This window comes from Burkholderia sp. HI4860 (assembly GCF_002223045.2).
Classification (GTDB): Bacteria; Pseudomonadota; Gammaproteobacteria; order Burkholderiales; family Burkholderiaceae; genus Burkholderia.
In genome coordinates, this window is record NZ_NKFO02000003.1 from 3,050,889 (window position 1) to 3,069,971 (window position 19,083).

Consider the following 19,083-nt stretch of genomic DNA (forward strand, 5'->3'; position numbering starts at 1 on the left):
AACGGTGATGCGACATGACTGAACAACCGGCTGTATTCACGCTGAAGCAGGGCACGCTGCCGCTGCTGATCTCGATTCCGCACGCAGGCACGCACATTCCCGACGACATCGCCGCGACGATGACGGCCGACGCGCGTTTCGTCGACGATTGCGACTGGCATCTCGAACGGCTGTATGGATTCGCGGCCGACCTCGGCGCATCGATCCTCGTACCGTCGCATGCGCGTTACGTCGTCGACCTGAACCGGCCGCCCGACAACGAGAACCTGTACCCGGGGCAGGACACGACGGGGCTCGTACCGGTCGATACGTTCGACAAGGCGCCGCTGTATCCGGCGAACGCGCTGCCGGGCAATGACGAGATCATGCGTCGCCGCGACCGCTACTGGCTGCCGTATCACGAGGCGCTGCAAGGCGAGGTCGCGCGCCTGAAGCGCGAGCACGGCCGCGTGCTCGTGTGGGAAGCGCATTCGATCCGCTCGCACGTGCCGCGCTTCTTCGATGGCCGCCTGCCTGACTTCAATTTCGGCACGTCGGGCGGCGCGAGTGCCGCGCCGGGCCTGGCCGAGGCGCTGGCCGCGCGCGTGCTCGAACATGGCGGCTATACGGCCGTCGCGAACGGGCGCTTCAAGGGCGGCTACATCACGCGTCACTACGGCGTGCCCGCTACCGGCGTCGAGGCCGTGCAGCTCGAGCTCTCGCAGATCACCTACATGGAAGAGACGCGTCCTTACGCGTATGACGAGGCGCGTGCGGCGCGGATCGTGCCGCTATTGCAGACGCTCGTCGAAACCGCGCTCGCGCATCGTTGAACGCGGGCCGCACCGATGCGGCAGCGCGGCGGAGCAGGCACGTCACGGCCCGCCCGCACGCAGCATGCCGCACCGATGCAGTGCACAACACGGCATCGATCCACGGGATCGATGCCGTTTTTTTTCGTAGGGCTTTCGTCTGTTCGATGTCGTCATCGGCACCTGAAAATTTGACGCAATTTTTAGGTGATATAAGCTGAATGTCAGGAAGTCGTCACGCGCGCACCGGCGGCGCGGCCATCGATCGTGGCCGCACCGCGCCGGAATGCGCGGCGAGACACCTTGCCGACGTGTCGCCGCGCGGCATTGCCGCATGCGCTTGATCGCGACACGTGTCCTGCCTTCATCAGTCAGTCGAGTACGATCGTGAAAGCCGCCAGCCCTTCGATACGCCGGACGCGAAGTCCGTCGGCGGGCGCGCCGCCTCAGGCCGGGCCGTCCCGGCATGCTGATCGCGGCACGCGTGCCGCCTTTTTACGCGAGCCTCGTTTCTTCGCCGTTTCCCATCGCGGCCTGCGCCGCTTCAATCTCGTGTCCGCGCACGTGTTCAGCGCGGTGCAGTGCGACGGCAGCGCGTCGTTGTTGCCCTAGCGTCGTTTTCCGCTTCCGTTCCGGGTCGCCCCGCCTGTTGCCGCATCGTCCGCGCGGCAGGAGCGCGCATGGGCATGCGCCGCGTCGTGGTGCGCACGTGCGGCGCCGGCGCGAACCTTCAACATCCCGCGTGCAGACGCATCGCGCGCGGTTACCGGAGAGCCGCCCATGCGTGCGCGCCCGATCGTAGCTGTCACCGCCGACCGCATCCTGCGCGGTGCGCATCCGAACCATACGGCGGGGGAGAAGTACCTGGCCGCGCTCGTCGACGGCGCCGGTGCGCTTGCGTTCGTGCTGCCCGCGCTCGGCGCGCGCCAGCCGGCCGATGCGATCGTCGCGGCAGTCGACGGGTTGCTGTTCACCGGCAGCTATTCGAACGTCGAGCCGCATCATTACGGCGGCGCCGCGAGCGCGCCCGACACGCTGCATGACCCCGCGCGCGATGCGACCGCGCTGCCGCTGATCCGCGCGGCGATCGACGCGGGCGTGCCCGTGCTGGCGATCTGTCGCGGCATGCAGGAGCTGAACGTCGCTTACGGCGGCACGCTGCATCAGCGGCTGCACGCGACGACCGGCTTCGACGATCACCGCGAGCGGGCCGCCGATCCGCTCGAACGGCAGTACGGTCCCGCGCACGTCGTGCAGTTCGCGCCGGGCGGCTTGCTGCAGCGGGTCACGCGCGGCGCGCAGGAAGCGACGGTCAATTCGCTGCACGACCAGGGCATCGCGCAGCTCGGCGCCGGGCTCGTCGTCGAAGCCAGTGCGCCCGACGGCCTGGTCGAGGCCGTCAGCGTGCGCGACGCGCGCGCGTTCGCGCTCGGCGTGCAGTGGCATCCCGAATGGCGCTACGCGGAACAGCCGCTGTCGCGCGATATCTTCGCGGCGTTCGGCGCGGCGTGCCGCGCGCGCATGACGCATCGCATTCAGGCGGCCGGCGGCGCGATGCCGTCGCCGGCCGCATCCGACGTCGACTGATAGAGGCCGATCATGCAACCCGAACTGAGCGAATTCCTGCGACAGCACCGCATCACCGAGGTCGAGGCGATCATTCCCGACATGGCCGGCATTGCGCGCGGCAAGATCATTCCGCGCAACAAGTTCGAATCCGGCGAATCGATGCGCCTGCCGCAGGCCGTGATGGTGCAGACCGTCACCGGCGACTATCCGGAGGACGGCACGCTGACCGGCGTGACCGACCCCGACATGGTGTGCGTGCCCGATCCGTCGACGATCTGCCTGATTCCGTGGGCCGTCGACCCGACCGCGCAGGTGATCCACGACTGCGTGCATTTCGACGGCTCGCCGGTCGAGATCTCGCCGCGCTATGTGCTGCGACGCGTGCTCGACCTGTACAGGGCGAAGGGCTGGCAGCCGGTCGTGGCACCCGAGCTCGAGTTCTATCTCGTCGACATGAACGCCGATCCCGACTTGCCGCTGCGTCCGCCCGTCGGCCGCACCGGGCGCGCGGAGACCGGCCGGCAGTCGTATTCGATCGAAGCCGTGAACGAGTTCGATTCGCTGTTCGAGGATATCTACGAATACTGCGAGATGCAGGGGCTCGATATCGAGACGCTGATCCATGAGGTCGGCGCCGCGCAGATGGAGATCAACTTCGTGCATGGCGATGCGCTGTCGCTGGCCGACCAGGTGTTCCTGTTCAAGCGCACCGTGCGCGAGGCGGCGCTGCGCCACAACATGTACGCGACCTTCATGGCGAAGCCGATGCAGGACGAGCCGGGCTCGGCGATGCACATCCACCAGAGCCTGGCCGACGCGCGCACGGGGCGCAACCTGTTCTCCAACGAGGACGGTACGGTGTCGCCGATGTTCCACAGCTATCTCGCGGGGCTGCAGAAGTACACGCCGGCGCTCATGCCGATCTTCGCGCCGTACATCAACTCGTATCGCCGCCTGTCGCGCTTCATGGCCGCGCCGATCAACGTGCAGTGGGGCTACGACAACCGCACGGTCGGTTTCCGCATTCCGCAGTCAGGCGCGTCGGCGCGCCGTATCGAGAACCGGATCCCGGGCGTCGACTGCAATCCGTACCTCGCGTTCGCCGCGACGCTCGCCGCCGGCTATCTCGGCCTGATCCAGCAGCTCGCACCGACCGAGCCGATCGCGTCGGACGGCTACAACCTGCCATACCAGCTGCCGCGCAATCTCGAGGAGGGCATCTCGCTGATGGCGGCCTGCACGCCGCTGGCCGGCATTCTCGGCGACAAGTTCGTGAAGGCCTATCTGGCGCTGAAGGACACCGAATACGAAGCGTTCTTCCGCGTGATCAGCTCGTGGGAGCGCAGGCATTTGCTGCTGCACGTCTGAGCGTGCGGCAAGGTTATCCGGAGGAAACATGACCGATCGAAATGACGCTGTATCGCCGCAATCGACCGCCGAATACCGCGCGCTCGACGCCGCGCACCACATCCACCCGTTCTCGGACATGGGCGCGCTGAACCGCGCCGGCAGCCGCGTGATCGTGAAAGCCGACGGCGTCTACCTGTGGGACTCGGACGGCAACAAGGTGATCGACGGGATGGCCGGCCTCTGGTGCGTGAACGTCGGCTACGGCCGCAAGGAACTCGCCGACGCCGCGTATCGCCAGATCCAGGAACTGCCGTTCTACAACACGTTCTTCAAGACCACGCACCCGCCGGTGATCGAGCTTTCCGCGATGCTCGCGGAAGTCACGCCTGCCGGCTTCAATCACTTCTTCTATTGCAACAGCGGCTCGGAAGGCAACGACACCGTGCTGCGCCTCGTGCACCAGTACTGGCGCGTGCAGGGCCAGCCGCAGAAGAAATACGTGATCTCGCGCAAGAACGGCTATCACGGCTCGACGATCGCGGGCGGCACGCTCGGCGGGATGGGCTACATGCACGAGCAGATGCCGTCGAAGGTCGAGCACATCGTGCACATCGACCAGCCGTATTTCTTCGGCGAGGCAGCGGCCGGCGAAACGCCGGAAGCGTTCGGCCTGGCGCGCGCGCAGCAGCTCGAAGCGAAGATCCTCGAGCTCGGCGCGGAGAACGTCGCCGCGTTCATCGGCGAGCCGTTCCAGGGCGCGGGCGGCGTGATCTTCCCGCCGTCGACGTACTGGCCGGAAATCCAGCGGATCTGCCGCAAGTACGACATCCTGCTGGTGGCCGACGAAGTGATCGGCGGCTTCGGCCGCACCGGCGAATGGTTCGCACACCAACACTTCGGTTTCGAACCCGATCTCATCACGATGGCCAAGGGCCTCACGTCGGGCTATGTGCCGATGGGTGCCGTCGGCATTCACGAACGCGTGGCGCGGCCGATCATCGACAACGGCGAATTCAACCACGGCCTCACGTACTCGGGCCACCCGGTCGCGGCGGCCGTCGCGGTCGCGAACCTGAAGCTGCTGCGCGACGAAGGGATCGTCGAGCGCGTGAGGAACGATATCGGGCCGTATTTCCAGCGCCGGCTGCGCGATGCGCTGGGCGACCATCCGATCGTCGGGGAGATTGCGGGAGCGGGGTTGGTCGCGGGTGTTCAGCTTGCGCGCGACCGGGAGCGGCGCGAGCGGTTCGGTGCGAACGTCGATATCGGCACGATCTGCCGTGACTTCTGCTTCAACGGCAACCTGATCATGCGTGCGACCGGTGACCGGATGCTGCTGTCGCCGCCGCTCGTGATTCGCGAGGCGGAGGTCGACGAGATCGTCGACAAGGCGAAGCGCGCGTTCGATGCGACGGCGGAGCGGGTGGGGCAATCCGCATGAGCCGTCATGGCACGTGCCGCGATTACACGTGGTCGTAGCGCTGCAGATCGAATTCGACGATGCGCTCGACGCAATCCGCGATGGATGTCGTTCCGGTCTCGAGGACGAGATCGGCGCAGACGGGTGCTTCGTATGGATCGGAGATGCCGGTGAACTGGCGTGTCTGGCCGGTCATCGCCTTTGCGTAGAGGCGCTTCGGATCCCGCGCGGCGCACGTCTCGATGTCGGTCTGCAGGTAGATTTCCACGAATCGCTCGCTGCCGATGATGTCACGTGCGAGTTGCCGGTCCGCCGCGTAGGGAGAGATCAGCGCAACGATCGCCGTGATGCCCTGGGTGTTCAGCAGCTTCGCTATTTCGGCCGTGCGTCGACAGTTTTCCGCGCGGTCTTCGCGTTTGAAGCCGAGATCGGGTGACACTCCTGCACGAAGTTCGTCGCCGTCGAGAACGCAGACGGGGATCTGGTGTTCGCGAAAGTGGGCAGCGACCTCGCGCGAAAGGGTGGATTTGCCGGCGCCACTCAGGCCGGTTAGCCACAAGGTATGTGATGTGGACAGTGTCATGGCTTCGTCGGAACGGTGCGCACGGGTCACGCCATGCGTGATCCTGACTGGAATGGGGGCCGCGCTGCCTCGGCCGGCCGTTGTTGTGGGTTGATTCTATTCAGCCAATAGCAAGCAGATGTGACGAATTAGTTACCGCGCATTACGAATATCCGGTCGCCATGGGGCGGGGCGTGCGTTACGGTGTCGAGTGCTTGAGATGTCGGGGGAAGTATGCGGGGGCGATGCATGCCGCCCGGCGCGGAGTCGGGCGAATCGGCAACGGGATGATGCATCACCAAAACGAAAAGGCCCTGCGTCGTGAGACGCAGGGCCTTGAATTCTTTGGTGGGCGGTACTGGGATCGAACCAGTGACCCCTGCCGTGTGAAGGCAGTGCTCTACCGCTGAGCTAACCGCCCAAAGAAGCTGAAATTATGTCAGGGCTTTGAGGGTCTGTAAAGTACTTTCTGCAAATATTTTTCAGATACCCGCTCATACCTGCCAACCGGCCGTTCGCTCAGCCCGCGAGCGCGGGCAGTGCGTCGATCGACGCGCGCACGTAATCCGCGAAGCGCAGCGCAACCGGCTCGGTGGTGCCGCAACGTTTCAGCGCGAGCGTGCGCGATTCGAGCGACGCATCCTTCAGCGGCCGGAACGCGAGCCGCTCGCTCTTTACCTGCTGCAGCACGCGCGGCACGAGCGCGATCCCCATCCCGAACTCGATCATCGACAGGATCGTCTGCCACAGCCGTGCCTCATGGCGGATCAGCGGGCTGAAGCCGGCATTCACGCACTGCGCGATGATCAGGTCGTGATAGTGCGGCGCCGCTTCGCGCGGGAACAGGATGAACGGTTCCGCGGCCAGCGCGGCGAGCGCGACCTGCCTGCGCTGCGCGAGCGGATGCGCGGCCGGCAGGCAGCACACGAACGGTTCCGCATAGACGGGCGTCGATTCGACCTCGGGCGGGAAGTGGCCCCAGTGCGCGTAGCCGAGATCGATCTGGCCGCGCTGGATCGCCTGCACCTGCGCCTGCGTGTTCATTTCGCTCAGCACGATCTCGACGCCAGGATAGTCGGCTTCGAAGCGCCGCACCGCATCGGGCAGCCCGCGATACAGCATCGAATGGACGAAGCCGATCCGCAGCCGGCCCGCGAGCCCCGACGCGGAGCGCACCGTCAGGCGTTCGGCCTCGGCCGCCTGCAGCAGCAGCCGGCGTGCTTCGCCGAGCAGTACCTCGCCCGCGTTGGTCAGCACGACGGTCTTGTTGGTGCGCGAGAACAACTGTACGCCGAGCGCGTCCTCGAACTTGCGGATGTCGAAGCTCAGCGCCGGCTGCGAGATGAACAGGCGCTTCGCCGCGCGTCCGAAATGCAGCTCCTCGGCGACCGCCACGAAGTAGCGCAACTGCCTCAGTTCCATCGTGTCTCCTCGCGGCGTCGGCATCGATAAGCGATATCTATCGTACCGGATAAATCCTGTATTGGACGCTTATCGATCGCACGCCTACGCTCTGCGGAAGGCTTTGCACGGGACTGGGCGGGCGCCGCGGCGCCCCGTACAGCCGACGTGCAGGCATTCCAGGAGACGCACGCATGAACGACACAGCTCGCACGCCGGACACCGGCGCAGCCAATATCCCCGACAGCCGGGGCATCAATTTCTTCACCGTCGATCCCGATCTTGGCGCGTTGCTGAAGCTGCATCTCGGCGATGCCCGCTATGCCGAGCTCGAGCCGCAACTGCGCGCGCTCGGCGCACGCGTGTCGGGCGAACTCGACGAATGGGCGTCGCGCGCGGACAAGCACCCGCCCGTGCTCGAGCATCGCAACCGGCGCGGTGAGGCCGTGCAGCGGATCGACAAGGATCCTGCGTATGTCGCGCTCGAACGCGTCGCGTATGCCGAGCTCGGGCTCGCGTCGCTGAGCCACGGGGCCGAATCGGTGCCGCCGCTCGTCAAGTACGCGCTGACGTTCCTGTTCGTGCAGGCGGAATTCGGGCTGTGCTGCCCGGTCAGCATGACCGATTCGCTGACGCGCACGCTGCGTCGTTTCGGCGATCCGGCGCTCGTCGCGCGTTACCTGCCGATGCTTGCGTCACGCGATTTCGACACGCTGTACCAGGGCGCGATGTTCATGACCGAGCAGGCGGCGGGTTCCGACGTCGGCCGGATCACGACGCGGGCGACGCGCGAGTCCGGCGCGCACGGCGAGACCATCTGGCGCCTGACCGGCGACAAGTGGTTCTGCTCGAACGCGGATGCCGAGCTCGCGATGGTGCTCGCGCGGCCCGACGGCGCGCCGGACGGCATCAAGGGCCTTGCGCTGTTCCTGCTGCCGAAGACGCTGCCGGACGGCACGCGCAACCGCTACCGGATCGTGCGCCTGAAGGACAAGCTCGGCAGCCGTTCGATGGCGAGCGGCGAGATCGCGCTCGAAGGCGCGCAGGCGTACCTGATCGGCGAGATCGGCCGCGGCTTTCACCAGATGGCCGACATGATCAACATGTCGCGGCTGTCGAACGGCGTGCGCGCGGCGGGGCTGATGCGGCGCGCGCTGAACGAGGCGCTGCACGTTGCCGCGCACCGCGAGGCCTTCGGCCGCAAGCTGATCGAGATGCCGCTGATGCAGCGCCAGTTGCTGAAGATGCTGCTGCCGGCCGAGGCCGCGCGCGCGATGTTCATGCAGATCGCGCTGCTGCTGCCGCAGGCCGATGCGGGCGACGAGCAGGCCGCGCGCTGCGTGCGGATCCTGACGCCGCTGATCAAGTTCCGCGCGTGCCGCGATGCGCGGCGCGTGACGGGCGACGCGATGGAAGTGCGCGGCGGCACCGGCTACATCGAGGAGTGGAGCGATGCGCGCATCGTGCGCGATGCGCATCTCGGCTCGATCTGGGAAGGCACGAGCAACATCGTCGCGCTCGACGTCGCGCGGGCCGCGCAGCGCGAGCACGCGCTCGATGCGCTGCGCGCGTTCCTCGGCGACCGCCTCGGCGCGGCGCCGCTGCCCGATGCGAGCCGCGCGGCGCTGCGGCGCGTTCTCGCGCGCGCCTGCGACGCGCTCGCGCGGGTCGCTGACGAAGGTGACGACGCGCGCGTGCGGCAGGCCGCGTCCGCGCTGTACTACGCGAGCGCGGCCGTGCTGATGGCGTGCGAGGGCGTGCGGCTCGCGCCGGATTTCCGGCGGCTCGCGCTCGCGCATCTGGTCGTGCGCCACAAGCTGCTGCCGGTCGATCCGCTCGCGCCGTCGTCGCGCGACGACGAATCGTCCGCGTACGACGCACTGCTGCGCGGCACGCCGATCGCGCTCGATACCGCGCTCGACCTGCTGCCGGAGGTCGAACGATGAGCACGACACGTGGTGCACTGGACGGCCTGAAGGTCGTCGACCTGAGCCGCGTGCTCGGCGGCCCGTACTGCACGCAGGCGCTCGCCGACCACGGGGCGACGGTGGTCAAGATCGAGCCGCCGGACGGCGACGAGACGCGCGGCTGGGGGCCGCCGTTCCTCGGCGATACCGCGTGGTATTTCATGGGCGTGAACCGCAACAAGGAAGGGCTCGCGCTCGACCTGTCGCGTGACGAGGGGCGTGCGATCCTGTGGCGGCTGCTTGAAGAGGCCGACGTGCTCGTCGAGAACTTCAAGCCCGGCACGCTCGCGCGCTGGGGGATGGACTACGCGCGCGACCTGCAGCCGCGCTTCCCGCGCCTGATCCACTGCGCGGTGACGGGTTTCGGCGAAGGCGGCCCGCTCGGCGGGCTGCCCGGCTACGACGCGGTGATCCAGGCGATGGCGGGGCTGATGAGCGTCAACGGTGAGCGCGACGGCGATGCGACACGCATCGGTCTGCCGATCGTCGACATGGTCACGGGCCTCAACGCGTTGGCCGGCGTCCTGCTGGCGCTCGCCGAACGCGAGAAGAGCGGGCAGGGGCAGTCGATCGACATCGCGCTGTACGACTGCGGCGTGTCGCTGCTGCATCCGCACCTGCCGAACTTCTTCGGTTCCGGGCGCGTGCCGGCGCGCAGCGGCAACGCACATCCGAACATCGCGCCGTACGACAGCTATCGCACCGCGACCGTGCCGATCTTCCTCGCGATCGGCAACGACCGGCAATTCGCGCGGCTCGTCGCGCATCTCGGCGTGCCGGCGCTCGCGGGCGATCCGCGTTTCGTCGACAACCGCAGCCGCTGCGCACACCGTCCCGAGCTGAAGGCCGAACTGGAAGCACGGCTCGCCGCGCACGCCTGCGAGCCGCTCGCGCGCGACCTGATGGCCACTGGCGTGCCGTGCGGGCCGGTGCGAACGGTCGCCGACGTCGCGCACGATCCGCATGCGCTGCACCGGAACCTGTTCGTCGAAATCGGCGCGTATCGCGGCACGGCGTCGCCGGTGAAGCTGTCGCGCACGCCGGCCACCTATCGTTCGCCGCCGCCCGCACTCGGCGGCGATACGCGCGCGGTGCTCGAGCGCCTCGGCGTCGATCCCGCACTCCAGCAGCAACTGCTCGACGCCGGCGTGCTGAAGATCGCACCCGACCAGACGTGACCGACCGACGCGCGCGCTGGTGAGCATGGCCGGCCGACGAAACGGAACGTCAAGCAACGCAACGTCAAGCAACGCCGCCGGCCGGCGGCGCGATGCCGGCCACCCGGGAAAGGCGCGCGACAGTCGCGCCCCCGACACACCAACATGGAGACATCGATGAGCCGTCAGCCATCCCCGACCGCCGCGCCGCAACTGCGGCCCGGCCGCGCCGCCTTCGCGGCATTCGTCGGCACCACGATCGAGTGGTACGACTTCTACATCTACGGCACGGCCGCTGCGCTCGTGTTCGGCAAGGTGTTCTTTGCGAGCACGATGGATCCCGGCGTCGCGACGCTGCTGGCGTTCGTCACGTTCTGGGCCGGCTTCGCCGCGCGGCCGCTCGGCGGCATCGTGTTCGGGCATCTCGGCGACCGCGTCGGCCGCAAGACCGCGCTCGTGATCACGCTGGTGATGATGGGGCTGGCGACGACCGGCATCGGCCTGTTGCCCGGCTATGCGCAGATCGGCGTCTGGGCGCCGGCCGGCCTCGTCGTGCTGCGCGTGCTGCAGGGGATCGCGGTCGGCGGCGAGTGGGGCGGCGCGGTGCTGATCGCGAGCGAGAACGCGCCGAAGCATCGCAGCATCCTGTATGCGGCGTTCGCGCAGCAGGGCTCGCCCACCGGCAACCTGCTGGCCACGGCCGCGTTCTTCACGCTGAGCGCGCTGCCCACCCCGTCGTTCCTGATGTGGGGCTGGCGCATTCCGTTCCTGCTGTCGGCCGTGCTCGTGATCATCGGCATGGTGATCCGGCTGAAGCTCGAGGAGTCGGCCGACATGCAGCGCGTGCTCGCGCGCAAGCGCACCGTGAAGCTGCCGCTGCGCGACGTCGTGCGCGATCACTGGGTCGTCGTGCTGCTCGCGGCCGGCACGCTGCCGGTGATCAACGTCACGTACTTCCGCAGCACGTTCGCGCTGTCGTGGGCGACCAAGGAGCTCGGTTACGCGCAGGGCGCGTTCCTCGGCATCCTGTCGATCTCGCTCGTCGTGCAATTCCTGATGCAGCCGGTCGGCGCGTGGTTCGTGTCGAAGGTCGACATGCGCCGCGCGATGTGCTGGATCCTGATTCCGGAAATCGTGCTGATGCCCGTGATGTTCCATGCGCTCGCGACGCGCTCGTACTGGGTGGCCGTCGCGGGCATGTGCATCTCGACGATTCCGTCGGCGATGTTTTATGGCGCGGTCGGCGGCGTGCTCGCGCGCGTGTTTCCGGCGAACATCCGCTACACGGGCCTGTCGCTCGCGTACCAATTGAGCGCGCTCGTCGTCGGCGGCGGCACGCCGGTGCTCGCGCAGGCGATCCTCAATGCGACCGGCAGCATCGTCGGCGTCGCGGTGGCATCGGGGCTTTACGCGCTCGTGTCGCTCGTGTGCATGCTGGCGCTGCTGAATCGCACCGGGTATCGCGCGGACGAACTGTCGACGGCCGAACGCAGCGACGCGGCCGAATGGGGTTCGGAAGGTGCCGCCGCCGACACCCCGGCCGGTGCGGTTCCGCCGCCGGACGATCGCGGCACGCTGAAGCCGGTGGGTTGAATCGGGCGGTGCGACCGGGCGGCCCGGCAGTATCGAGTGCACCGGCCGTGTCGCATCGCATCGGTTCGGATGCGCCAAAAGCAAACGGCACCGTGCGATGACACGGTGCCGTTTGTCGTTTTCCGCGAGGCGACCGGCGCGGCCGGCCGTCGCGAATGATGCCGGTCAGCCTTCCGTCGGCGGCACGTAGCCGGACGCCTGGTCCGCGCCGTCGCCGAAGAAGTACTTTTCGGTCTGCTTCATCAGGTACTGGCGCGCACGCGGGTCGGCCATGTTCAGGCGGTTTTCATTGATCAGCATCGTCTGCTGCTTGAGCCAGCCTTGCCACGCTTCCTTCGAGACGCTCTCGTAAATGCGCTTGCCGAGTTCGCCCGGCAGCGGCGGGAAATCGAGGCCTTCGGCTTCCTTGCCGAGCTTCGCGCATTGGATCATTCGAGCCATCGTGTACTTCTCCTGTAATCGGACTGGGGGAGGGCAGTCGTGCCTGCGCTCAGAGCTGTTTCATCAGCACGAGCGACTTGCGCTGCCAGTTATAGAGTTTGCGGCGGTCTTCCGGCAGGTCGTCGACGCTGACCTTGACGAAGCCGCGCTTGAGGAACCAGTGCTCGGTGCGCGTCGTGAGCACGAAGATATGCGTGAGGCCGCGTGCGCGGGCACGCTGCTCGATGCGCTTGAGCAGGCGTTCGCCGTCGCCCGAGCCCTGCGCTTCCGGCGCGACCGTCAGGCACGCCATCTCGCCGATCTTCTCCTGCTGGTACGGATACAGCGCCGCGCAGCCGAACAGCACGCCATCGTGCTCGATCACCGAGAAGTGGTCGATGTCGCGTTCGATCTGGTGGCGGCCGCGCCGCACCAGCGTGCCGTCCGACTCGAGCGGTTCGATCAGCGACAGGATGCCGCCGACGTCGTCCGGCGTCGCTTCGCGCAGGCTTTCGAGGTTCTCGTACGAGATCATCGTGCCGACGCCGTCGTGCAGGAACAGCTCGAGCAGCATGCTGCCGTCGAGCGATTGCGGAATCAGGTGGGCCCGGGTCACGCCGCCGCGGCACGCACGGATCGAGTGCTTCAGGAAGAACGCGTCGTCGCCCTGGACGTTGCCGGAATCGAGCAGCTCGGCCGCCGCGTCGAGCGACATTTCACGCACCAGCTCGCCTTCGTCGTCGACGATGCCGGGCGCTTCGGTCAGGAAGATGATCTTGTCGGCGCGCAGCGCGATCGCGGCGGCCGACGCGACATCTTCCATCGACAGGTTGAACGCTTCGCCGGTCGGCGAGAAGCCGAGCGGCGACAGCAGCACGAGCTTGCGGCTCGCGAGCGAATGACGGATCGATTCGGCGTCGATCTTGCGCACGATGCCCGTATGCGCGAAATCGACCCCGTCGAGAATCCCCACCGGCCGCGCGGTCACGAAGTTGCCCGACACGACGCTGATGTGCGCGTGCGCCATCGGCGAGTTCGGCAGACCCTGGCTGATCGCGGCCTCGATGTCGAGACGCACTTCCCCGGCCGCTTCCTTCGCGGATTCGAGCGCGCGCGCATCGGTGATGCGCAGCCCGTGCGAAAACTCGGATTCGACACCGTGCAGGCTCAGCTGCTCCTCGACCTGCGGGCGCGAGCCGTGCACCAGCACGATCTGGATACCCATCGCCTGCAGCAGCGCGATGTCGGACACGAGCGCGTTCAGCAGCCCCTGCTGCACCACCTCGCCGCCGAACCCCACGACGAACGTGCTGTTGCGGAACTTGTGGATATAGGGCGCGACGGAGCGCATCCAGTCGACGAACTGCGCGTGACTGGCGGCCGAGTCGTCGGCAACCGGCGGCGTCGTGGCGCCGGTCTGGGCGGGAGGGAGGTCGGTTTGGGAATTCATGGGCGGGATTATAATGCGCCCCCATGTCGAATGTACCTAAAAGTCCCGCGCCGACGCGGGCCAAAGCGCCGTCGGCCCGGCACCCGGATGGTGCGGCCGACGCACGCCAGCAGCAGGGCCAGCCGCCGCGCCGGCCGCAGGAACAGCAGGCGGGCAAACCGGCACACGCGCCGCGCGGGCCGCGTGGCGACGCATCGCGCGACGCGCGCCAGCCGGCCGCGAAGGATGCGTCCGCTGTGACGGGCGAGCGCACGCCGCGCCGCGAGCGTCCGCCGCGCGCGGTCGTCGCACCGAATCCCGTCCCGCCGATCACGTATCCCGAAAGCCTGCCCGTGTCGGGCAAGCGCGACGAAATCGCGCGCGCGATCGCCGGTCATCAGGTTGTCATCGTCTGCGGCGAAACCGGCTCGGGCAAGACCACGCAGTTGCCGAAGATCTGTCTCGATCTCGGCCGCGGCCTCGGCGCCGGCGGCACGGGCCTGATCGGCCATACGCAGCCGCGCCGCCTCGCCGCGTCGTCCACCGGCCGCCGGATCGCCGAGGAACTCGGCACGCCGTTCGGCGAAGTGGTCGGCTACAAGGTGCGCTTTACCGACAATCTCGCGCCGGGCGCGTCCGTGAAGCTGATGACGGACGGGATCCTGCTCGCCGAGACGCAGACCGATCCGTTGCTGAAGGCGTACGACACGCTGATCATCGACGAGGCGCACGAGCGCAGCCTGAACATCGACTTCCTGCTCGGCTACCTGAAGGAAATCCTGCCGAGGCGGCCGGACCTGAAGCTGATCGTCACGTCCGCGACGATCGATGCCGATCGCTTCGCGCGCCATTTCGGCACCGACGCGCATCCCGCGCCCGTGATCGAGGTGAGCGGGCGGCTGTATCCGGTCGAGATGCGCTACCGGCCGGTGGCCGAGGATCGCCCGGCCGTGAAGCACGCCGAAGGCACGGCCGGCCGCGACCGCGTGAAGACCGCGCGCGAAGCCGAGCGCGATCTGATGGACGCGATCGTCGACGCGGTCGACGAGCTGTGCCGCGAAGGCCCCGGCGACGTGCTGGTGTTCCTGCCCGGCGAGCGCGAGATCCGCGAAGCGGCCGAGGCGCTGCGCAAGCACCATCCGCCGCACACCGAGATCCTGCCGCTGTTCGCGCGGCTCTCGGCGGCCGACCAGGACAAGGTGTTCAAGGCGTCGAACGCGCGCCGGATCGTGCTCGCGACCAACGTGGCTGAAACCTCGCTGACGGTGCCGGGCATCCGCTACGTCGTCGATACGGGCCTCGCACGCGTGAAGCGCTATTCGTACCGGAACAAGGTCGAGCAGTTGCAGGTCGAGTCGATCTCGCAAGCGGCCGCGAACCAGCGCGCGGGCCGTTGCGGCCGCGTGGCCGACGGTGTCTGCATCCGCTTGTACGAGGAAAGCGATTACCACGCGCGCGCGCGCTTCACCGACCCGGAAATCCTGCGCTCGTCGCTCGCGTCGGTGATCCTGCGGATGAAGTCGCTGCATCTCACCGCGATCGAATCGTTCCCGTTCCTCGAGCCGCCGCCCGGCCGCGCGATCGCGGACGGCTACCAGTTGCTCAACGAACTCGGCGCGGTCGACGACGACAACGCGCTGACGCCGCTCGGCCGCGAACTCGCGCGGCTGCCGCTCGACCCGCGCGTCGGCCGGATGATTCTTGCCGCGCGCGACCAGCAGTCGCTGCGCGAAGTGCTGATCATCGCGAGCGCGCTGTCCGTGCAGGATCCGCGCGACCGTCCGATCGAAGCGCAGGAGCAGGCCGACCAGGCGCACCGCCGGTTCGCCGACGAGCGTTCCGAGTTCCTGCAGTGGCTGAAGATGTGGGCGTGGTTCGAGGAGGCCGTCGCGCACAAGAAGTCGAACCGCCAACTGGTCGACGCGTGCCGGCAGAACTTCCTGTCGCACCTGCGGCTGCGCGAGTGGCGCGACGTCCATTCGCAGCTGCTGACCGTCGTGCGCGAGCACGGCTGGCGACTGAACGAAGTCGAGGCGACCTACGAGCAGGTCCATCTGGCCCTGTTGACGGGCCTGCTCGGCAACCTCGGCCTGAAGGCCGACGACGATCCGCACTATCTCGGCGCGCGCGGGATCAAGTTCTACCTGTGGCCGGGCTCCGCGCTCGCGAAGAAGGCCGGCCGCTGGGTGATGGCCGCCGAGCTCGTCGAGACGAGCCGGCTGTACGCACGCTGCCTTGCGAAGATCGAGCCCGAATGGGTCGAGAAGATCGGCGCGCATTTGCTGAAGAAATCGCTGTCGGAGCCGCACTGGGAAAAGCGCCCGGCGCAGGTCAGCGCGTATGAGCGCGCGACGCTGTACGGGCTGCCGATCTACCACCGCCGGCGCGTCGCGTTCGGCAAGCAGGATCCGTCGCGCGCACGCGAGTTGTTCATCCGCGGCGCGCTGGTCGAGGGCGAATTCGACACGAAGCTCGCGTTCTTCGCGCACAACCGCAAGCTGCTCGCCGACATCGAGCAGCTCGAGCACAAGTCGCGCCGGCAGGACGTGCTGGTCGACGACGAGCTGATCTACGCGTACTACGACCAGGCGATTCCGGAAGGGATTCACACGGGCGCCGCGTTCGAGCGCTGGTATCGCGACGAGGTGAAGAAGAGCGGCCAGCCCGAGGACAAGCTGCGGCTGCTGTACCTGTCGCGCGACGACCTGATGCGCCACGAGGCGGCCGGCGTGACGACCGAGCTGTTCCCGAAGCGCGCGACGATGGCCGGCGTCGAGATGGCCCTCACGTATCACTTCGAGCCCGGCACGCCGCGCGACGGCGTGACGCTCGCGGTGCCGCTGTATGCGCTGAACCAGGTCGACGCGCGCCGCTGCGAGTGGCTCGTGCCCGGGATGCTGAAGGAAAAGGTGCAGTTGCTGCTGAAGTCGCTACCGCAGAAGCTGCGCCGGCATTGCGTGCCGCTGCCCGAGTACGCGGCCGGTTTCGTCGAACGGATGGGCCGCGAGCGCTTCGGCGCGGGCGGGCTCGTCGAGGCGCTGATCGCCGACGTGCGGGGTGAAACGCAAATCGCGATGAAGGCGGCCGACTTCAAGCTGGAAACGCTGCCCGCGCACCTGTTCATGAACTTCAAGGTGATCGACGAGCACGGCCGCCAGCTCGCGATGGGGCGCAATCTCGCGCAGCTGCGCCAGGAGCTGGGCGCGCAGGCGCAGCAGCAGTTCCAGAAGATCGCGGCGGCGTCGACGATCGCCGCGGGCGGCGATGCCGACGGCGGCGAGCCGATCGGCCAGGCGCCGGCCACGGCAGCGACGACGGGTGCCGCCGGTCGCCACGCGAAGGCCGGCAAGGGTGCGGCGCCGCAGACGGCCGCGCCGGCGGAGGCCGGTGCGACCGCGCTGTACGTGAACCTGACGACGTGGAATTTCGGCAAGTTGCCCGAACTGCTGGAGATCCGCCGGCGAGGCCAGACGCTGTACGGCTACCCGGCGCTGGTCGATCGCGGCACGCATTGCGACGTCGAGGTGTTCGATTCGCCGGAGGAGGCCGCGCGCATCCACCGGGCCGGCCTGCGACGGCTGTTCGCGCTGCAGCTGAAGGAGCCGATCAAGTTCCTCGAGAAGAACCTGCCGGGCCTGCGCGAGATGGCGATGCAGTACATGTCGCTCGGCACGCAGGACGAGCTGCGCGACCAGCTGATCGACACGGCGCTCGACCGCGCGTGCCTGCAGGATCCGCTGCCCGACGACGACGCGAGCTTCCACGCACGCCGCGACGAGGGCCGGAGCCGCCTGAACCTGCTCGCGCAGGAAATCGCGCGGCTGGTCGGGCAGATCCTGGCCGAATACGCGGGGCTCGTGAAGAAGCTCGCGCAGGCGAAGCCGTTCGCGCAGGCGCATGCGGACCTGCAGCAGCAGCTCGGCGCGCTGGTCGGCAAGCGTTTCGTGATCGATACGCCGTACGCCCAACTGGCGCACTTCCCGCGCTACCTGAAGGGCATCGCGCTGCGGATCGACAAGCTGAAAGCCGATCCGGCGCGCGACGCAAAGCAGTCGGCCGACCTGTTGCCGCTCGCGCAGCAGTACCAGCGCGCGGTGTCGCAGCGCGGCGGCGTCGCCGATGCGCGGCTCGCGGAATTCCGCTGGCTGCTCGAGGAACTGCGGATTTCGCTGTTCGCGCAGGAACTGCGCACGCCGATGCCTGTCTCTGTCAAGCGTCTGCACAAGGTCTGGGAGTCGATGCAGCGCTAGCGCAACATCGGTTTCCCGGGCCGGCACCGGCGGCCGGCCCCGGCCGGCCGCGCGGCGCCTGCCGCGCGGGCCGACCGGGCCGCCGCCGCGTGCGTCGAAGTGGCGCAATGCCGGCTTCGGTCAACCGGCCGGCCCGGTTGAACGTTTTACAATGACGGTTGTTCCTCGACGTGAGTCTTCATGCGCACTTTCCTTTCCCTCGGCCGCACACTCGCGCTGGCCGCCGCCGTGCTGGCGCCCGCCGCCCACGCGAATAACGTGATCATCCTCAATTCGGCCGAAGCGACGCTGTCCCTGATTGACCAGCAGACCCGCCAGGTCGTCGCCACGATGCCGACCGGCAAGGAACCGCACCACTTGATGGCGACGCCCGACAATTCGTCGCTGATCGTTGCAAATTCGGTCTCGAACAGCCTGATGTTCCTCGATCCGAAGACGGGCAAGCTGCAGCGCACCGTCGAAGGGATCGACGATCCTTACCAGCTCGGCTTCTCGCCCGACCGCAAGTGGTTCGCGGCCGCCGGCCTGCGCCTCGACCGCGTCGACATCTACGGCTACGACGGCCGCGACCTGAAGCTCGTGAAGCGCGTGCCGCTCGAGGTGATGCCGAGCCACCTCGCGTTCACGAAGGACAGCAAGACGCTGCTCGTGTCGCTGCAGGTTTCCGGCGAGATCGCGGCGATCGACCTGCCGACGCAGACGGTCAAGTGGAAGATGAAGGTCGGCAAGGTGCCGGCCGGCCTGTGGCTCACGCCGGACGACAAGTACCTGCTCGTCGGGATGACCGGCGCGGATTACGTCGCGGTGGTCGACTGGCGCAACCAGAAGGTCGTCAAGCAGATCTACACCGGCAAGGGCGCGCACAACTTCCGCTCGCTCGCCGACGGCACGCACGTCGCGGTCACGAACCGGGTCGCGAACACGATCAGCATCATCGACGAGAACACGCTCACCAACGTCGGCGACATCACCGGCCTGCTGCCGGGCCCGGACGACATGGAGCTGTCCGCCGACAAGAAGACGCTGTGGGTGACGTTCCGCTTCGCGAAGAAGGTCGGGATCATCGACCTGGCGTCGCGCAAGCTGGTGCAGACGATCGCCGTCGGCCGCTCGCCGCACGGCATCTATTTCTACGATCGCGCGCCGTGGCGCGCCGCGAACGGCGCGTGACGGG

At 67.9% G+C, this 19,083-nt stretch carries 13 protein-coding genes and 1 tRNA gene; 9 read left to right on the top strand and 5 right to left on the bottom strand.

Going from position 1 to position 19,083, the window contains the following annotated elements:
• Positions 1-14 precede the first annotated feature (14 nt).
• The 4 genes from hutG (at position 15) to CFB34_RS29560 (ending at position 5,151) form a co-directional block, all read left to right on the top strand.
• On the top strand, positions 15-812 hold the full coding sequence (gene hutG, locus CFB34_RS29545) for an N-formylglutamate deformylase (RefSeq protein WP_089440574.1): 798 nt from the start codon (positions 15-17) through the stop codon (positions 810-812).
• Between the two features lie 759 nt (positions 813-1,571).
• Positions 1,572-2,378: a gamma-glutamyl-gamma-aminobutyrate hydrolase family protein gene (locus CFB34_RS29550; protein ID WP_089440573.1), complete on the top strand. Its 807-nt coding sequence runs from the start codon at positions 1,572-1,574 to the stop codon at positions 2,376-2,378.
• Between the two features lie 12 nt (positions 2,379-2,390).
• Positions 2,391-3,728 (top strand): glutamine synthetase family protein, encoded by a 1,338-nt coding sequence (locus CFB34_RS29555; RefSeq protein ID WP_089440572.1) that lies wholly within the window; start codon positions 2,391-2,393, stop codon positions 3,726-3,728.
• A gap of 28 nt (positions 3,729-3,756) precedes the next feature.
• Positions 3,757-5,151 (top strand): aspartate aminotransferase family protein, encoded by a 1,395-nt coding sequence (locus CFB34_RS29560; RefSeq protein WP_089440571.1) that lies wholly within the window; start codon positions 3,757-3,759, stop codon positions 5,149-5,151.
• 22 nt (positions 5,152-5,173) lie between these two features.
• Here CFB34_RS29560 and cysC read toward each other — a convergent pair whose 3' ends face one another.
• The 3 genes from cysC to CFB34_RS29575 all read right to left on the bottom strand — a co-directional run bounded on the left by cysC (position 5,174) and on the right by CFB34_RS29575 (position 7,114).
• Positions 5,174-5,743: an adenylyl-sulfate kinase gene (gene cysC / locus CFB34_RS29565; protein ID WP_256979860.1), complete on the bottom strand. Its 570-nt coding sequence runs from the start codon at positions 5,741-5,743 to the stop codon at positions 5,174-5,176.
• A gap of 295 nt (positions 5,744-6,038) precedes the next feature.
• Positions 6,039-6,113, bottom strand: a tRNA-Val gene (locus tag CFB34_RS29570).
• Positions 6,114-6,211: 98 nt separating this feature from the next.
• Positions 6,212-7,114 (bottom strand): LysR family transcriptional regulator, encoded by a 903-nt coding sequence (locus CFB34_RS29575; RefSeq protein ID WP_089440569.1) that lies wholly within the window; start codon positions 7,112-7,114, stop codon positions 6,212-6,214.
• 173 nt (positions 7,115-7,287) lie between these two features.
• On the opposite strand from CFB34_RS29575, the gene CFB34_RS29580 reads away from it, so the two are divergent.
• The 3 genes from CFB34_RS29580 to CFB34_RS29590 all read left to right on the top strand — a co-directional run bounded on the left by CFB34_RS29580 (position 7,288) and on the right by CFB34_RS29590 (position 11,810).
• Complete coding sequence (locus CFB34_RS29580) at positions 7,288-9,039, top strand: acyl-CoA dehydrogenase family protein (RefSeq protein ID WP_089440568.1); 1,752 nt, start codon at positions 7,288-7,290, stop codon at positions 9,037-9,039.
• Entirely contained in the window at positions 9,036-10,238 is a 1,203-nt protein-coding gene (locus tag CFB34_RS29585) for a CaiB/BaiF CoA-transferase family protein (protein ID WP_089440567.1), read from the top strand. The genes CFB34_RS29580 and CFB34_RS29585 overlap by 4 nt, the downstream gene beginning before the upstream one ends.
• Before the next feature lie 156 nt (positions 10,239-10,394).
• Positions 10,395-11,810, top strand: coding sequence for an MFS transporter (locus CFB34_RS29590; RefSeq protein WP_089440566.1), 1,416 nt, complete (start codon positions 10,395-10,397; stop codon positions 11,808-11,810).
• 165 nt (positions 11,811-11,975) lie between these two features.
• Here the strand turns inward: CFB34_RS29590 and CFB34_RS29595 are convergent, their stop codons facing one another.
• Entirely contained in the window at positions 11,976-12,251 is a 276-nt protein-coding gene (locus CFB34_RS29595) for an oxidative damage protection protein (RefSeq protein WP_006478357.1), read from the bottom strand.
• Between the two features lie 49 nt (positions 12,252-12,300).
• On the bottom strand, positions 12,301-13,680 hold the full coding sequence (argA, locus tag CFB34_RS29600) for an amino-acid N-acetyltransferase (RefSeq protein WP_089440565.1): 1,380 nt from the start codon (positions 13,678-13,680) through the stop codon (positions 12,301-12,303).
• A gap of 23 nt (positions 13,681-13,703) precedes the next feature.
• On the opposite strand from argA, the gene hrpA reads away from it, so the two are divergent.
• Positions 13,704-17,909: an ATP-dependent RNA helicase HrpA gene (gene hrpA, locus CFB34_RS29605; protein WP_089440564.1), complete on the top strand. Its 4,206-nt coding sequence runs from the start codon at positions 13,704-13,706 to the stop codon at positions 17,907-17,909.
• A 180-nt stretch (positions 17,910-18,089) separates the two neighbouring features.
• On the top strand, positions 18,090-19,079 hold the full coding sequence (locus tag CFB34_RS29610) for a beta-propeller fold lactonase family protein (RefSeq protein ID WP_089440563.1): 990 nt from the start codon (positions 18,090-18,092) through the stop codon (positions 19,077-19,079).
• Positions 19,080-19,083: the final 4 nt, after the last annotated feature.

What these genes read in the sequence shown, in the direction of transcription:
- hutG (WP_089440574.1), top strand. Translation starts at nt 15, where the DNA reads ATGACTGAACAACCGGCTGTATTCACGCTGAAGCAGGGCACGCTGCCG.
- CFB34_RS29550 (WP_089440573.1), top strand. Translation starts at nt 1,572, where the DNA reads ATGCGTGCGCGCCCGATCGTAGCTGTCACCGCCGACCGCATCCTGCGC.
- CFB34_RS29555 (WP_089440572.1), top strand. Translation starts at nt 2,391, where the DNA reads ATGCAACCCGAACTGAGCGAATTCCTGCGACAGCACCGCATCACCGAG.
- CFB34_RS29560 (WP_089440571.1), top strand. Translation starts at nt 3,757, where the DNA reads ATGACCGATCGAAATGACGCTGTATCGCCGCAATCGACCGCCGAATAC.
- CFB34_RS29575 (WP_089440569.1), bottom strand. Translation starts at nt 7,114, where the DNA reads ATGGAACTGAGGCAGTTGCGCTACTTCGTGGCGGTCGCCGAGGAGCTG.
- CFB34_RS29580 (WP_089440568.1), top strand. Translation starts at nt 7,288, where the DNA reads ATGAACGACACAGCTCGCACGCCGGACACCGGCGCAGCCAATATCCCC.
- CFB34_RS29585 (WP_089440567.1), top strand. Translation starts at nt 9,036, where the DNA reads ATGAGCACGACACGTGGTGCACTGGACGGCCTGAAGGTCGTCGACCTG.
- CFB34_RS29590 (WP_089440566.1), top strand. Translation starts at nt 10,395, where the DNA reads ATGAGCCGTCAGCCATCCCCGACCGCCGCGCCGCAACTGCGGCCCGGC.
- CFB34_RS29595 (WP_006478357.1), bottom strand. Translation starts at nt 12,251, where the DNA reads ATGGCTCGAATGATCCAATGCGCGAAGCTCGGCAAGGAAGCCGAAGGC.
- argA (WP_089440565.1), bottom strand. Translation starts at nt 13,680, where the DNA reads ATGAATTCCCAAACCGACCTCCCTCCCGCCCAGACCGGCGCCACGACG.
- hrpA (WP_089440564.1), top strand. Translation starts at nt 13,704, where the DNA reads ATGTCGAATGTACCTAAAAGTCCCGCGCCGACGCGGGCCAAAGCGCCG.
- CFB34_RS29610 (WP_089440563.1), top strand. Translation starts at nt 18,090, where the DNA reads ATGCGCACTTTCCTTTCCCTCGGCCGCACACTCGCGCTGGCCGCCGCC.